The organism is Plantibacter flavus (assembly GCF_002024505.1).
In the GTDB taxonomy this organism is placed as follows: Bacteria; Actinomycetota; Actinomycetes; order Actinomycetales; family Microbacteriaceae; genus Plantibacter; species Plantibacter flavus_A.
Genome location: NZ_CP019402.1, coordinates 3,142,986 through 3,158,662, shown reverse-complemented (window position 1 = coordinate 3,158,662; position 15,677 = coordinate 3,142,986). Strand labels below are relative to the sequence as shown.

The window sequence follows — 15,677 nt, the reverse complement described above, 5'->3', positions numbered from 1 at the left end:
GGCTTGGCTGAGCCTACGGTCGGATCCTGGGCCGGAACGGCTCATTCAGCGTTCGATCAAGGGAGCGTCTATGGCACGTGCAGCTCGAACGGTTGTTCTTGTTGGGATTACGGCACTGGTGGGCAGTCTCGTTGCTAGTCAGGTGGTTCCATCTCACGCAACGGCCGCTGAGACTGCGTCAGCAGCGGCATCGTCAGGCGCTGACTCGTTCGAACTCACCCTGGATCCACGGTGGATCGACCGCAGCTGGACCGTGCCGGAAACCGTCGACGGCGTTGAGGTGACGATCGCGGGCGCCCCCGGCCGAGGATCCGCGGGCGGTGCAGGTGCGACGTTCACATTCCGGACTCGCTCCCTGACGCCGGGCACGGTCCTTGATGTGCTGTTCGGCGCGGGCACCGATGGAACATTTTCCGCGCTGGACGCCGCCCCGGGTGGTGCGGGCGGGAGCATGGAGGAGTCGGGCACCGCGGGCGGCAACGCGACGATGCTCGTGCAGCGGACGGACAGCGACATGTGTGCTCAGAGCCCGCGAAACGTCATCGCCGTCGCCGGGGGTGGTGGCGGATCATCGGGAAGGCAAACCCGAAGCGGGCTGTTCACCGATTCTCTCGACCTGACTCCTCCTGTGCGCGGCGAGGACAGCCTCGTGTGGAGCTCCGGGGGTCCCAGCACGGTGCGGGACGCCTGCAGGAGCGGAATGCAGGCGAAGGCTGGAGAGGCTTCAGGTACTTCCTGGTACTCGCACCTCACCGGAGGTGGAGGAGGTGGAGGCGGACTCAACTCCGGAGTCGGCGGCTCAGCCCAGACCGCTTCCGAGTGGACACAGGGCAATCGGAAGAACCTCTACGGCAACCTTCCATCGCTCGTTCCTGCGACCGGAGGAGGGGCGGGAACGAGCCATCTGGCTTTTCACTCGTGCGGTAACCCGTGCTCGTTGCCGGCCATCACCCCGAACACCGGACCCGCGTTCGTCACGCTCAGGTGGAAGCAACTTCGGGACACTCAGGTCATCATCCGCGACGCCGATGGCGGTGTGCTCAGGGGGCAAGTGCAGCAGACGATCAGGAAACCGGCTACAGGCGACATGCGCACCCACGTGGAACTCGATGCGGGTACCGTCGCCGTCTACCTGGGAGATCGCAAGCGAGCGGAAGTCAGGCCTGCTGCCTCGGGGAAATTCGCGTTCGACCTCGCGCAAGAGTTACTACCCGGGTCGCCGGTGGCGGTACGAGTCGAGTTCACCCCAGACGCCCCCGGCCTGCATCGGCCGTCCACTGCCACCACCGAACTCGTGCCGGGTCGCTCGTCGTCACGTTTCCTCTTCGAGCCGATGCTGGGTGCGGATGGCACACACTCGCTCGTCGTCCGCTTGGCGTCATGGGCGGACGCAAGCGTCGACGTTGATCTGCCCCGAATAGGCTTCGCATCGCGCAGCTCGGGAACCGACACTCCCCAGCCATTAGGTGAGGTGACCGCTGGACGTCTCGGCCCGAACGTCTGGTGTCTTCGTCTGAACGTCACCGATCAGCCATCCCAGGAGATCACGGCATCGTTTTCAGGTGACCCATGGCACGCCCCCACCCTCTCGATGCCGTACCAGTACAACCCGGCCGATTTCGCTCAGAAGGCCTGGTCTCGGTTGTCCGTCTACGACGGCTGTCCAGTTGCGACCCTCTCTGAAATGCCGGGCCGACCGCTTGCTCAGTCCACGCCCCTCGCGGCGGCCCAGGCGGTGGAACACGCGCCATCGGTGCAGGACGCTGCATCGAGCGCCGGGAATCGTACGAACACCGATGCCGACACCGAGCCTGAAGTGCGCTGGGCAGGGGACTGGAAGAGTGTCTCACCAGGATCCCGCGTGACGCTCGCCGTCGATGTCGAACACGGTCGTGTGCCGACAAGCGAAGGAATCGTCGATTTCATGCTCAACGGATCACCGATCGGCAGCGCGACGCCGGTCAACGGTCGAGCCACCCTCGAGCTACCAGCTCCGACAAGTGCGACCTACCGGATCGACGCTGTCTACACGGACTCAGCCGACGGCACAGGAGAGAGTTCCCTGGCATGGGCGGTGGCCGAACATCGCACGCTGACGGTGGCGCCAGAGGAGTTCGCTCTTGCTCTGACCGTTGTCGGCATCGATGCAGCCCTGCCGGGAGGAGCAGTCGATCTACGCGCCATCGGATCTTCTCTCGCGACGACCACCCCTGTCACCGGTGATGTGTTGTTCTTTGACGACGGCCTCTTCTTGGGCAGGGCACCGATGGAGAGCGGCAGTGCGGTCCTTGAAGACGTCAGCCTCGATCAGGAGAGCAATCTCGTGACGGCATTGTTCCAGGGGGATCCGGATCGCTGGAAGGATCCCGGAGGCGTCTCCGTCGAGGGTCACTACGCGCTCCGGGGCACAGAACTCACTCTGACCGTCGCAAGCGTGACGCCCACAGCCGATTCAGCAGGGGCAGTCCTGGTGGAACTGAGCAGTGACGTCACGTCAGCCCCCGTTACGGGCGAGGCTGCGTTGTATCGTGGCAACGATCTGCTCCTCGAACTATCGGACGCGTACGAGGCCCCGACGAGGCCCGGGATCGCGGCAGCTTGGTCAGTTCCGATCGCTGCGCTCCCAACGGGTCATTTCGAGCTCACTGCTCGATTTGCAGGCGACCCAGGCGTGGAATCCGCCACCTCGGTTTCGACCGTCGTCGATGTCCGTCCTCGTCGTACCGAGGTCTCTGCAGTTCTCGACGGCTCGACACTGCGACTGAGCGCAACAGTCGACCAGGCCGGCATCTCTGCCGACGCTGCGGGCGCCCGTCCCTGGGGGGTTGCATCCGTCTACCGGGGAGTCGAGATGCTCGGTCGAGCGATCGTCGTGGAAGGAACTGCGAACGTTCCACTGCCCCGAGCCGAACGTGGGGCGTCCCTTCGGGTCGAGTTCAGGCCGCTGCGGATCGACCTCGGTGAATCCCAGACGACTGTTCGTAGCGGCACCCTTTCGCGAACGGGCTTCTCCGTCTCGCCCGCAGGCCTCCTGTCCGCCGGATTCCTCCTGGCGTTCGGAGGGGCCCTCGTTGCGATACGGCGGCGCGGAACTCGTACGCGAGGAGAGTGACGCGTCGATCACCAGGCCGCCCTCATCAGACTTCGCTTCGCCCTGCGCAGTACCCCGTGTTTCCGGGGCGTCGTCGAGCGGCCCCGTACGGTGTCATCTCGGATGCAGCATCAATGCAACCGTCTGGTTGGACTACTCTTGGACGCATGGCGTGGGACACGGATGAGACACGACGCAAGCTGCTTCTTGCTGCGACGACGCATTTCACTGCGGCCGGGTTGGCCGGTGCCCGTGTCGACGCGATAGCCAAAGACGCCGGTGTCAATAAGGAGCGTATCTACCAGTACTTCGGAGACAAAGCCGGTCTTTTCGGGGCCGTGCTCGAGGCCGAGGTCGACGGCCTGATGGATGGCGTCGAGATCACTGGTCAACAAGCTGACGCGCTGGGCGATCTCGCAGGGCGACTGTATGATCGCACCTCGGTGCGTCCCCACATTGCACGCCTTCTGGCCTGGGAGAGCCTTGAGCTGGATCAGCCTGTATCGGCACTGCAGCGGGCGCGCGGATGCGCGGAACTCGTCGCCGCGCTCTCCAACGCCCTGCCGGAACGCAGTGACGAGTATGCGGCGCAGACGCTGCTGAGCGTCGTGGCTCTCGCCGTCATGGACGGATGCCTGCCGCATCTGGCCACGCTGATCGTTCCCGGGTCAACCCGTCAGTCTCGACGCGCGGCCATCGTTGCACAGGCTCGTTCTCTGACGTGAGTTCCGCGACGAACGCGGGGAACGAGGTTGGGACGAGTGATCCGAGCTGGTGTTCGACGGCGCCGCGGCATCGAACGCTGGCTCGGTGCCGCGGGTGCAAACAGATCAGATCGGTGGTTTTCGCCAACGTCGGTTGCCCGTCGCGTCAGCAGCTCACTCGAGTGTCGTGACGGGAGCCGCATCCATGTCGTCGAATGATTGATTCTCGCCTGCCATCGCCCAGACGAAGGAGTATGCAGACGTGCCGACACCCGAGTGCAGCGACCAACTCGGTGAGATGACCGCCTGGCGATCGGCGACGACGACGTGTCGGGTCTCCGAACGTTCGCCGAGAAGGTGTACGACGCGGGCATCCTCTGGAACGTCGAAGTACAGGTAGCATTCGCTGCGACGATCGTGCGTGTGGGCCGGCATGGTGTTCCACATCGAGCCTGGGTGAAGTTCGGTGACTCCCATGACTATCTGACAGCTCTGGACGCCGCCCTCGTGGATGTACTGATGGAGCGTGCGTCGGTTGGAGGTCAGCTGGTCACCGAGTTCGCGAACGGTGCCCTCGCCCGCAGCGATGTGCACAGTCGGATAAGCAATGTGCGCCGGTGCGGAGAAGAGGTAGAACTGTGCACTTCCCTCCGCATCGGCGAAGATGATTTCGCGAGTGCCCCGTCCGAGATAGAGACAAGCCCCCTTCGTCAGCGTGAACAGCTCGCCGTCGGCGGTTACCGTTCCTGTTCCGCCGACGTTGATGATGCCGAGTTCTCGGTGTTCGAGGAAGTACTCACTGCGGATCTCCGGGTATCCGGGGAGCTCGATGACCTTCCCCGCGGGCTCGACGCCGCCCAAGACGATGCGATCGTGGTGCGTGTAGGTGAGCCTGATCGCACCCGGGACGAACATCTCATCAACGAGGTATCGCTCGCGGAGATCCTTCGTGGTGAAACTCGGAATCTGACCCGGGTTGGTTGCGTATCTCTGTTCCATGTGTGTGAACTCCTGAATCGAATGAAGGAAGGGGGCTCAGCGGACGAGCCATCCGCCGTCGACGGGCAACACGGCTCCGTTGACGTACGCGGACGCATCAGATGCCAGGAAGACGAATGCGCCCTGCACGTCAGCGGGTGTGCCCCATCGGCCAGCGGGAATGCGGGCCAGGATGGACCGGTCCCGTTCGGCGTCAGCTCGGAGTTCCGCGGTGTTGTCGGTGGCCATGTATCCAGGCGCGACGGCGTTGACCGTCACGCCGGAGGTGGCCCACTCGTTCGCGAGCGCTCGGGTGAGTCCGACGAGCGCGTGCTTGGAGGCGGCGTATGCAGGGACTCTGATCCCGCCTTGGAAGGACAGCATCGAGGCCACGTTGATGATTCGCCCGCTGCCCTGTGAGATCAGATGTCGTCCAGCCGATTGAGCCAGATGAAAGGCTGAGTCGAGGTTCACGGCCAGCACCTCGTCCCAATCCGTTTGCCCGTACTGCAATGCGTCGGCACGGCGGATGGTTCCGGCATTGTTGATGAGGATGTCGAGTCCTCCGAGCTCCTCGCGGACGATGTCCACGGCTTCCGACAGCTGGCCCGGAGTCGCAGTAGAGAGGTCCCGTTGAACGCGATGGACTCGTCGGCCGGTCTTGGCGATGAGCCGCGCGGTCTCGGACGCGTCACCGCGATCGAGGAGGGCGACATCGGCGCCGGCCTGGGCAAGGGCGACGGCCGCCCCTTGTCCGAGGCCTCGACTGGCTCCTGTCACCAGTGCCACCTTTCCATCGAGGCGGAACCGATCCATGACGGTGTTCTCGCGGTCGCTCACCAGTACGTCGTCCAATCCGGCCGGGCAACTCGTACGAGAGCCTCGAGGTAGAAATAGTCCCCCCAGAGCGTTCCCTCGTCGATGCCGATACCCTCCGGGAAGCTGTAAACGCCATGAAGTAGCAGGGCGTCAGCGTCTTCCGCTGTCGCTGGTGTGCAGTGCTCGATGAGCGCATCGAGCAGCTCGCGTGCGGCCTCATCGGCTCGGGCGGAACGAACCGAATCGGTGCCGGCGCGTGCCAGCTCGAGCAGGCCGCAGATCGCGATTGCGCTTGCTGAACTGTCGCGCGGCGCGCCGTCGTTCTCTCCGAAGTCCAGATCCCAGTAGGGCACCAAATCGGTGGGCAGGTGGGCGAGGAAATACTCCGCGCAACGCCACGCCGCCGCGAGGTCCCGTGGGTCGCCGGTTGCACGGTGATTGAGCGCGAAGCCGTAGATACCCCAGGCTTGGCCACGCGCCCAACAAGACTGATCGTGCGCCCCTTGCGCAGTCGTGCCCCCCACGGCCACGCCGGTCACGGTGTCCCACTGATAGGTGTGGAACGTGGAGTCGTTCTCGCGGATGATGTGTTCGCGGAGCTGTGCGGTGTGACGTCGGACGGCATCGGAGAATCGGGTGTCGCCCGTCTCACCAGCCGCCCAGGTGAGGAGCGGGAGGTTCATCAAGCTGTCGATGATCGTACGCCCCCGTTGCGCAGGATCCTTGAGATCGCCCCATGCCTGAATGATCCCAGCGGGCTCCAGGAAACGGCGCATCAGCAGTGCCGCGGCTTGGAGCGACGCATCTCGAGCGACGAGATCGCCGGTGAGTCGCCAGTCGGCGACGGTTGACAGGCTGTACAGGAAGCCGATGTCATGCATATCGAGGTCTTCGACTGCGCGAACCCGACGGACGAAGTCGACCGTGTAGGCATGGGCCGAATCGCGGAACACCGCGTCATCCGTGGCCTCCCAGGCGAGCCACTGCATTCCAGGCCAGAAGCTCGTGGTCCAACCGGAGTTCCCGCCCTCCTCGATGCCTGTCGCCGCCGGGCGCCGGGGATAGCGTCCGGCCGAGGTGGTGTCGGCGGGGTAGATCCCGCGGAAGAGGGGAACGTTTCGGCGGACGGTCGCGAGCGCGACGTTGAGGGCGAGAGCCGTTCGGGTGTGCGTCGTCGATGTCGGCGCTGCGGAAGACATGAAGGTGCTCTTTCGTAGTTGAGAGGACGGGGCGTTGTTGCAGAAGGAGGCGGCATCGAGTGCGTGTCAGCACGTTTTCGTGAAGACCCTGCGAGCCTCTCCTGTTTCAAACGGGCGATTGGACTGCGACGCTGTCGAGGCTGCCTGCTCGTGCGCCTGATGGTGCTTCAGTCTGCACACTGTCCGGTTCGATTTGCACGAGATCGCACAGAATCACACATAATGTGGCGTCACGTGCCTCTAGTCGACGCGGACGACGCGCGGACGATCAGGGTCGGTAGCAAGAGCACGCGCGCTTCGGGAGGGAGACGTCCGATGCTGTCTTTCTGGACGATCAAATCGATGCATGTGCGAACCGCAATTGCTCCGACATCGAACTTGGGTGGCGATACCGCGGTCAAGGGCATCGCCGCCATTGACGCGATCTCGTCGTCGTACGCGACGATCGACAGGTCTTTCGGAATAGCTATTCCAGCGTCCAAGGCGCGATCCGCGAGGGCGATGGCGACAGCGTCGGGAAGCACGAGCATGGCATCGACTCCAGCGGCCACGCAGGTGTCGAAGATGGACTCGTATGAGCGTCGCTGCTCGGTGGTGCCAACGGTTCCCTGCAGGTCGAATTCCAGGTGGGGAGAATCCGGCAACAACGCTGCGATTGCAGCCCGGTATCCCGCGTGCACGGGATCTGAAGTGCTCCCGCGCGGGGGCGCGATCAGCGCAATCCTCTTCCGCCCGAGTTCGACGAGATGACGAACGGCGGACCGGGAACCGTGTGCATGGTCCGTTCGCACGCCTCCGAGGTTCAGCGCAGCTGTCTTGTCGTCAAGTGCGCGCTCCATGATCACCACGGGCAGCCCCGACTGAGCGAGCAGGTGGTAGTTCGCTTCGTCGCCGCCATCGGCGGCTCCTGGCGCTCCGCTCGGAGTGACGATGAGGCCGTCGACACCGAGTTGGCACAGCCGGGAAACCTGATGCCGTTCCACGTCCTTGTCGTAATCCGTCACGCCGAGGACCAAGCGGACATGTTGTTCCGCCGCAGCGGCTTTCGCGCCGTTGATGAATCCGGGGAAGTAATAGGTCGCCGAGGGCACGATCAGGCCGAGCGTCAATGCGGAATCGCTCTGCCGCGGGTGTGTCTGCGCGTGTCGTTTCACGGCGCCGCCGTGGACGCGCACGATCAGGCCGGCCTGCTCGAGATCGAGAAGGTCGCGACGGACGGTCATCCCCGAAACACCGAGGCGCGCGGCGAAATCGGTCACCGCCACCGCGCCGCGGCGATCGATCTCTCGCAGGATCGACTTCTGTCTCTCCGATCGGAGCATGAGCACAGTGTTCCAGTTGTTGTCAGCTACCAACAAGCGGGGCTTGATGGAAGCGCAGAGATCCCTTGCGCCGCGGCGAATCAGACGACCCACCGACCACGTAGCCGAGCGCGTTCGTGTGCCATTTGGGGCTCCGCTGAGTGGGCTCGTGCTCTCGCGATTGGTTCTTGTCGGTTGGGAAGAACGGCAACGCGCACGGAGACGCGGCTACCGGTTCGGTCCTCTCACGGTTCTCCGCGGCGTCGTCTGCAGACAGGGGATCTCCCGCTCTTCGTGACGAGTGGTTGACGATCGCGTAGGCGTCTCCTGCGATGGACACCCGGGGATAGAACACGGTCTCGATACCGCTGTCCGTGACCGTGAATGGGGTGAACGATTCAACTGTCAGGACGGTGTTCCCCGCCACCTCCTCGATCCCGTTCACGTGCATCGAGAAACCGGACCCGTCACCGAACCGCGTGAGCAGACGCTGGCCGACCACCGCACTCGGGTCTGTGAACGTTCCTTCCAAGGTGACGGTGTCCTTGCGCTGTCGATCGGGGTCGAGCCCGGTGTTCGTTGTCGAGGTGGTCGCCCCGATGATGCGCAGCTGCTCCGTGCCGGAGGCCACTGGCGCGGATTCGGGGGTTTGGATCATGCCGTCGCCAGAAACGTAGGTCGACAGGATTCGGCCTGAAAGTGCGTCGGTTCGGACGAACGCCACGCTGCCGGAGAATGTGATCCCATCGACGACGCGCTCGTCGGTGTCATCGCTGATGTAGACGGTGTCGACGAACTCTCCGCTCCGAACCTTGGCGATGGTGGTCATGTCATCTCCATCAGTGGGCAGTAACCACTCAACGCCGCTTAGCAGACCTTTCTGGCCATCGACGGTGGCTTCATAGACTGCTCCGTACTGCGTGGCCTGGTCTGGAGAAGCGAGGATCGTGCGACGGGTCACATGGGGCGCCGTCAAGGTCGTCTCTTGAGACTTGGTCGTGATCACCCGAGTGCGTGGGATCTGTGACACGAACACCTCTGACCCCGGAACGCCGTTCATGAAGGTACGGAGGGAGGCACCGGATTCAGCACCCGTCCAGGTGAAGTCGAAGGGGCTCGCGCCGCTGCCTTCCTGCGGATTGAGCAGCCAGTTTCGGTGAAGCGGATAGCCTGCCGGCTTGCCGATGTTTGCAAGGTGGGCTGCGAGGTCCGGTTGGCCTGTCTGAGCCAGGTCGATGTTGTTCGTCTGCTCTGACATCGGCTCGAGTTCAGCGCCGCGCTGATAGATCTCATGGGCCTGGCCACCCTTGAGCCGGCTGAGATCGAACGTGTAGTTTCGATTGCCGCCGAGGTTGACCATGAGCTCCAGCCGTCGATTCACTTCGGAACCCTTCCCTGGAACCCCGGCGACGGATGTCTCGACGAGCTGCACCTGCTTGTCGTTTCCGCTGCCGTCGTCGTAGGCGAGCACCGCCGGACGAACCCATTCCTCGCTCGGTGTCTGGTTCGCACCGTCAGCACGCCATACCCAAGGCGAGTTCCCCCAGATCGGACTCATGGACGGATATCGCAGATTCCGACCGCTGCCGTCGGAGTAACTCGTGTTGCGGACGTATCCGCTGTAGGGGAGCAGCTCGACGCCCGCGCCCCAGAGGTCGAGCCTGTTGAAATTGAACTGATGGTGCCCAGAACCCCACCGGTTGGTCTTCGGTGCGTACAAGCCGACGTGGGTGGCTTCCGTCTCATCTCCTTGGAAGAGTGCGTAGTAACCGGTGTCACCCATCTCGATGTTCTTGAGACCCTTCGAGACGATTGGCAATGGCGTCGGGTTCCCGACTTTGCCGTCGGAATCGTTGAATGGGATCGGAGTGCCGTCCGGGTAGATGAGCTGCTCCGTCGCAGCGTTCCGCGTCTTCGTCAACAGCGGCCACCTGGCGGTCAGGTCGGTGTTGTCGAGCACGATGCCGAGCCGACTGTCTGTGAAGCCGGCGGGATCGATGTACGACTTGATCACATCGATCGTCGTCGCCACATTTCCTGCCACCTGGTCGCTGTATGCAGATGTCTCTTCGTGCCAAAGTCCATCTCCGTAATAGTGCTCCGGGCTCAGGAGACGGTCGTAGACATCGATCACGCGCCGCATGAGTATCGGGTCGTTGAGGAGGAGCGCTGCCACGGATGCAGGACGTGCGCTATACGGGTCTCGATTGTCCATGCGAGCGCGGGAGAGCACCGCATCGGTGGCCACATAGGCTGACCCTCGGACGATGACTTCTTGGATCAGGAGCTTCAAATCATCACCGGAGACGGTGGGCTCGAGCAGCCCCCATACGTCCATGTCGAACATGGCTCCGAATGCCCAGGTCATATCCGGCTGGGCCGCCGAAGCGGTCGGCCCACCATAGTCTCCCAGCCCCACGATGCGCGGGTATTCGAGCGCAAACGTGTACATGATCAAGAGTGAACGTTTCGCGTACGACTCGTCTCCGGTGGTCTCGAAGAGTCTCGTGAACAACCGAGCGTACAAGCTGAAGTTCGATGGCGTATTGAGCACCATGATCCGAGCCGAGTCAGCTTCGACGGCCCTGACGAAATCTGCTTCGTCCATGGCCATATAGGTCTGAACCAGGGGATACTTGGCCAGTATCTGATCCGTGGTCCAAGTTCGTTGAGCCCGCACGCCGGCCATGAGTGCCGAGGCGAGATCTGCGTCACGAATCGAGGCTGCTGACCACGGCTGGGTCGAATCGGTGACCGACAGCTCGAACGAGCTGGTCGCGCCCGAGCGGATTTCTGTAGCGGTGATCGTCGCGGACCCGACGTTTCGACCGAGGATCGCTGCACCGAACGGCCGGGCGACGCTCTCGTCTGACGAAGCGAAGGAAAACCCCGAGACGGCTGCATCTCCGGGAGTCACCGTTGCGGAGGGGTAGTGGATCTTTCCCGTTTCGACCGTGCCCGGAGCCACTGATATCGCCTGCACCCGGGGAATGATCGTTCCAGCGCGCAGAAATTCGAAGGAGGTCGTTGTGCTCGACTTGGTCGGATTCGTCCCCTGGATGATCTTGCTCTGCAGTATCCCCGAGAAGTTACCGAGATCGAGGTCGGTGATCAGCGGCGAGCCGTCCAGCCAGACACTGTACCGGTGATCGGGCGAGTCGATGTCGATCGAAATGTCATACCACCGGTCCGCGGCATAGACACCGACGACCGCTCCCTTCCAATCCTTGATCTTCCCTTGGGCGTCGAACCGCAACAGCGAGGGCCACGTGCCCTTCCCAGCGGGTGGTGTCATGCTCTTCATCTCGAAGAGGGTTCGAGTCGAATCCGTGCTCGAGAACTTCACTCGTGTTTCGATGCCGGTGCGAACCGAACGGCTGATACTTCCCCGATAGGCGTTCACCGCCTCCGTGATGGCCTCGATCATGAACACGTTCCCGCGCGCGTCCGAGACCGTTCCGGCATTGTTCGCGCCAGGCGTGATCGACACCCGCCCCATGAGCTTCGTGTCCACATCGACGTGACCGTCCAAGGGCTGGAGGTCCCGCGTGGTGAAGTCGTGGTCCACCCAATCGCCCGAAACCACACCCTGGTCGGGCGTCACGGCGGCCGAGGCGCCCGTGGTGAGAGACGCTGCACCCAAGATGGACGACAGGAACACAGCTGCGACTACTCGGAGGTTCATCATCGAACGCCTTCCAGGTCATGCGGTTGCGGCAGTCGACCGATCGGCCGCCTTCGCCAATGGAGGTCGCTCCGCCATCTGCGAGGACGGTCAGACGCTAGCAGCGAGGAACACGCGAGGTGGCGCACTGCACAAAGGTGAACACTCGCGCAAGCGCTTAACTTCGCGTTGGCGATGCGGCCTGGTTCCTCACCATCGGACGAACTCAGGGGCGAGGTGGCGGGCGAAGTGAACAGTAACGCACAGGACATGTCCGCTCGGACAGTCCAGGTGCTACACATACATCCAGCACGACTGGGCGCGAAACACACCGAGCCGGCGTCCGGCGCGAAGGAGAACCGTGTTGCCTGTAGATACCGCCACACCCGCCGGAGAAGGGCTGCACGGCGACCTCCCCACGATCGGCGACACGCCTGCCGACCGAGACCGGCGACGGAGATGGGAGTCCTGGCGTGTCGGAGCGTTCGTGCACTGGGGAGTCTCATCTCTGCTCGGAGGGCAGTACGCCGGACAAGACATCCCGGGGCTGGCCGAGTGGATTCAGTCGACGGCGCGGATTCCACGCGACGAGTACCGCAGGCTTGCCGCCGAATTCAACCCGGTTCGGTTCGATGCGGATGAGTGGGTACTGATGGCAGCTCGTGCGGGAGCCAGATATCTCGTCTTCACCGCAAAGCATCACGATGGTTTCGCCATGTATCGGTCGCGAGCGAGCTCGTTCAACATCGTCGACGCCACGCGATTCCGGCGTGATCCACTGGCTGAGCTCGCCGCCGCCTGCCGGAAGCACGGTGTCGCCCTCGGGATCTACTACTCGCATGTCATCGACTGGGCCGACCCGGATGCTGTCGGGCCGCGAAGCAATGACTGGGATACGACTTCCGGAGACGGAGTTTTCGAGCGATATTGGCGGTCGAAAGCGATGCCACAGCTCACGGAGCTTCTCACCGAATACGGCGAAATCGCGTCCGTGTGGTTCGACATGCCCGCAGGTATCGCCCCGCACCAAGCTGCCGAGGCTGCGAGAATCGTCCGTGAGCTCCAGCCGACAGCGGTCATCAACAGTCGCGTCGGTGTCGGCGGCGTTGCAGACTACGAATCAATGGATGACAACTACTTCAATACGGTTCTGCCGAGGTCAGCGTGGGAGACGGCCGCGACCACGAACGACTCGTGGGGATTTGTCGCAAGCGAGAGCCGTTGGAAGACTTCCGCCAGTCTGTGCGAGACCATCGCCTTCACCGTGAGCCGGGGCGGCAACCTGCTCCTGAACTTCGGACCCGACGGCGCCGGCAGCATTCCGGCTCGGGCCAGCGAACAGTTTCGAGAGATCAGCCGTTGGATGCGTCGTGCATCGCCTGCCATCCACGGAGCTAGTGGGTCGCCGTTCCCGTCGGGTTTCGACTGGGGCTACGTCACCTCAGCAGAAACATCGCTGTATGTCCATATCACCGATCCGTCTCTCGTCCGCCTTGCTTTGCCGGGACTTCGGACGCAGCCGCTCGGAGTGTCGTTCATCGAACCGACGGGTTGTGAGCGTGCGTTGCCACTGTCGCGCGTGGCCCCGGCGCTCTTGGGATCCTCGTTCACCACGGAGGTACCCGCCCCGAGCGACGATCTTCCCAGACTGGTCAAGCTCACATTCGGCTCGGCGCCGGACATCGACCCCGTTCCGGCGCAATCCTCTGCCGAATCGATCAGACTCGACGTGGGATCGGCCAGGTCCATTCCAGGTGGTATCGCGTGGGACGTCGACGTTGTCGATCCCGGCGACCACCGGGTCGTCGCGCTGAGTAAGGAAACCTCCGGACACGCGAAGCCGCGCTGGGACGGTGCGGGGCTCACCGGACGTCTGGAATGGGCGACCCCCAGTGGTGAGGTTCACACTCGCGCTTTTGTCGTCACCGACGACGGTCGGGAATTCAGTCCGGTGCTGTTCTTCTGGCAGATGGTGCGAAGTGAGATCGGAACAGTCGAGGTGCCCGAGGCCGGCCGATACACCCTGAAGATACGCGGTCTCCGGATCAAGGATTCGAAGTGGACGATCGACTCGCTCAATCTGGCGGCGATCCGTCTGGAGCTGCCGGCGAAGAACGAAGAACATCCCAACGGTGCGGTCGCCGCACGCGCGTCGGATGTCCCTGACACACGGACTGCACTGCGGGACGTGAGCGGCTGACGTGAGCGACTGCGGTGCCAACCGTATGGGCTGTGCGGCGGCTGAGGGAGTGCTGCCTCGTCGGCACTTCTCTTGATGACTGGAAGCGAATAGCGTCCCATGGAACACGGGCGGGGCACGGAATCGACTGCGTTCCGCGCCCCGCCCGTTCAAGCCAGCCTCATTTGGTTGCTCCGAGCGTCATCCCCTCGATGATCCGGCGCCCGACCCAGAGGTACATCACCAGGATCGGAACGACCGTGACGGCGATTCCGGCGAACATGCCGCCCCAGTTCATTCCGTTGTACTGCATCTGTTGCAAGTAGCCGAGCAATGCGAGTGGAAGCGTCTGGAGCTCCTGCGACTGCAGGAAGACCAGTGCGAAGAAGGTCTCTCCCCAGTGGCCGATGACGTTCAGTACGACCAGTGTGATGATTCCCGGGCGGGCCAGCGGAAGCATGATCCGCCAAAACGTCCGCGCCGGCGTTGCACCGTCCAGCGCCGCCGCTTCTTCGAGCTCGAGAGGGAGCGTTCGGAAGAATCCGGTCAGGAAGAACACCGCGAACGGAAGTGATGTGCCCACGTAGATGAGTAGCAGCCCGAACAGATTGTTCACCAGACCAACCGGAGCGAGCATTGCGAAGATCGGCAGGAAGATCGCTTGAGCCGGGATGCCGATGCACACGGCGAACAGAGACGTCAACGGGCTTGCTGCTCGGTTCCCCAGTCGACTCAGCGCGTAGGCGGCGGGCGCGGCCAGGACGATCGTGAAGAAGGCTGTGCCCACGGTCAGGACGACCGAGTTCGCTGTGGCGACGCTGAAGTTGCCCGTCGTCCAGGCGAGCACGAAGTTCTCCCACCTCAGCTCGGTCGGTAGCGACCAAGGCTGATTCAGAATGTCACGACTCGACTTGAAAGCTGACATCAGGAGCCAGGCGAGTAACGCGACGTTCGCAATGACGATCACGGCCACGATCGGACCGCTGAGAGCGCGTTGAAGGGGGCTCGCAATCGACGGCTTCCGCGCGGCAGTTCTGCTGCGAGAGCGCGGAACCAGGAGATTTCTCGTCTCATCAGTTGGCACGATCAGATCCTTTCGAAAACGACGACGAGTCGCTCATGCCAACTCGATGCTCTCTCGACGCATGATGCGCCGGATGAGGACGACGAGTACGCCGATGAGCGCGAGCATGACCAACGAGCTTGCGGCCCCGAGACCATAGCTGGGTACCCCGGCCGGGTTGAGGACGGACGCGTAGGTGTAGAGAGCTATCGTCCACGTTCCGGGGTCGGGGAGTCCGCTCGAGGACCCGGCGATCGCCAGGATGAACTCGAACGTCTTGAGCGCATTGATGGTCCAGAGGACGGCACAGACGGAGATGATGTCCCACGAGAGGGGCAAGGTCACATATCTGAACCGCTGCCACATGTTCGCCCCGGCCAACGCGCAGTCTTCGTACAGATAGGGCGGTATCTGATCAGCGCCGGCTAGCAGAATCGTCGCGTAGAATCCGGCACCGAACCAGACGATGCCGAGGAGGATGACTCCGAACCGGTTCTCTGCTGCAAGCCACGCTGGAGGGTCCGTGACACCGATCGTGCGGAGTACCTCGTTGACGAGCCCGTCCGCCTGGAACATGAATCCCCAAACGATCGACAGGACGATCCCTGGAATGATCACCGGGAAGAAGATCACGGATCTTGCGAATGCGCGTCCACGTCCGACCATGTCCTTCAGGAGT

10 protein-coding genes are annotated in these 15,677 nt (G+C 63.2%); 3 read left to right on the top strand and 7 right to left on the bottom strand.

The window, feature by feature from the left end:
• Nucleotides 1–253: 253 nt before the first annotated feature.
• Together BWO91_RS14625 and BWO91_RS14620 are read left to right on the top strand one after the other, a co-directional pair.
• Nucleotides 254–3,112, top strand: a complete 2,859-nt coding sequence (locus tag BWO91_RS14625) for an Ig-like domain-containing protein (protein ID WP_167620504.1) — start codon at nucleotides 254–256, stop codon at nucleotides 3,110–3,112.
• A 146-nt stretch (nucleotides 3,113–3,258) separates the two neighbouring features.
• A complete protein-coding gene (locus BWO91_RS14620; protein WP_079003081.1) occupies nucleotides 3,259–3,816 on the top strand; it encodes a TetR/AcrR family transcriptional regulator in 558 nt (185 codons plus the stop codon).
• A gap of 153 nt (nucleotides 3,817–3,969) precedes the next feature.
• On the opposite strand, the gene kduI is transcribed toward BWO91_RS14620, so the two are convergent.
• From kduI to BWO91_RS14595, 5 genes are all read right to left on the bottom strand, one after another.
• Nucleotides 3,970–4,794, bottom strand: a complete 825-nt coding sequence (gene kduI / locus BWO91_RS14615) for a 5-dehydro-4-deoxy-D-glucuronate isomerase (RefSeq protein ID WP_079003080.1) — start codon at nucleotides 4,792–4,794, stop codon at nucleotides 3,970–3,972.
• Nucleotides 4,795–4,830: 36 nt separating this feature from the next.
• Nucleotides 4,831–5,589, bottom strand: coding sequence for a 2-dehydro-3-deoxy-D-gluconate 5-dehydrogenase KduD (gene kduD, locus BWO91_RS14610; protein WP_079004000.1), 759 nt, complete (start codon nucleotides 5,587–5,589; stop codon nucleotides 4,831–4,833).
• Nucleotides 5,590–5,609: 20 nt separating this feature from the next.
• Nucleotides 5,610–6,791, bottom strand: a complete 1,182-nt coding sequence (locus BWO91_RS14605; RefSeq protein WP_079003079.1) for a glycoside hydrolase family 88 protein — start codon at nucleotides 6,789–6,791, stop codon at nucleotides 5,610–5,612.
• Nucleotides 6,792–7,021: 230 nt separating this feature from the next.
• Entirely contained in the window at nucleotides 7,022–8,113 is a 1,092-nt protein-coding gene (locus tag BWO91_RS14600; RefSeq protein ID WP_079003078.1) for a LacI family DNA-binding transcriptional regulator, read from the bottom strand.
• 22 nt (nucleotides 8,114–8,135) lie between these two features.
• On the bottom strand, nucleotides 8,136–11,780 hold the full coding sequence (locus tag BWO91_RS14595; protein WP_079003077.1) for a hypothetical protein: 3,645 nt from the start codon (nucleotides 11,778–11,780) through the stop codon (nucleotides 8,136–8,138).
• Nucleotides 11,781–12,117: 337 nt separating this feature from the next.
• On the opposite strand from BWO91_RS14595, the gene BWO91_RS14590 reads away from it, so the two are divergent.
• Nucleotides 12,118–13,956, top strand: a complete 1,839-nt coding sequence (locus tag BWO91_RS14590) for an alpha-L-fucosidase (RefSeq protein WP_167620503.1) — start codon at nucleotides 12,118–12,120, stop codon at nucleotides 13,954–13,956.
• Between the two features lie 160 nt (nucleotides 13,957–14,116).
• Here the strand turns inward: BWO91_RS14590 and BWO91_RS14585 are convergent, their stop codons facing one another.
• Together BWO91_RS14585 and BWO91_RS14580 are read right to left on the bottom strand one after the other, a co-directional pair.
• Entirely contained in the window at nucleotides 14,117–14,908 is a 792-nt protein-coding gene (locus BWO91_RS14585; protein ID WP_205847534.1) for a carbohydrate ABC transporter permease, read from the bottom strand.
• Between the two features lie 144 nt (nucleotides 14,909–15,052).
• Nucleotides 15,053–15,664, bottom strand: a complete 612-nt coding sequence (locus BWO91_RS14580; protein ID WP_276207397.1) for a carbohydrate ABC transporter permease — start codon at nucleotides 15,662–15,664, stop codon at nucleotides 15,053–15,055.
• Nucleotides 15,665–15,677: the final 13 nt, after the last annotated feature.

Coding starts and splice junctions, on each gene's coding strand:
- BWO91_RS14620 (WP_079003081.1), top strand. CDS start 3,259: ATGGCGTGGGACACGGATGAGACACGACGCAAGCTGCTTCTTGCTGCG.
- kduI (WP_079003080.1), bottom strand. CDS start 4,794: ATGGAACAGAGATACGCAACCAACCCGGGTCAGATTCCGAGTTTCACC.
- BWO91_RS14595 (WP_079003077.1), bottom strand. CDS start 11,780: ATGATGAACCTCCGAGTAGTCGCAGCTGTGTTCCTGTCGTCCATCTTG.
- BWO91_RS14600 (WP_079003078.1), bottom strand. CDS start 8,113: ATGCTCCGATCGGAGAGACAGAAGTCGATCCTGCGAGAGATCGATCGC.
- BWO91_RS14605 (WP_079003079.1), bottom strand. CDS start 6,791: ATGTCTTCCGCAGCGCCGACATCGACGACGCACACCCGAACGGCTCTC.
- kduD (WP_079004000.1), bottom strand. CDS start 5,589: ATGGATCGGTTCCGCCTCGATGGAAAGGTGGCACTGGTGACAGGAGCC.
- BWO91_RS14580 (WP_276207397.1), bottom strand. CDS start 15,664: ATGGTCGGACGTGGACGCGCATTCGCAAGATCCGTGATCTTCTTCCCG.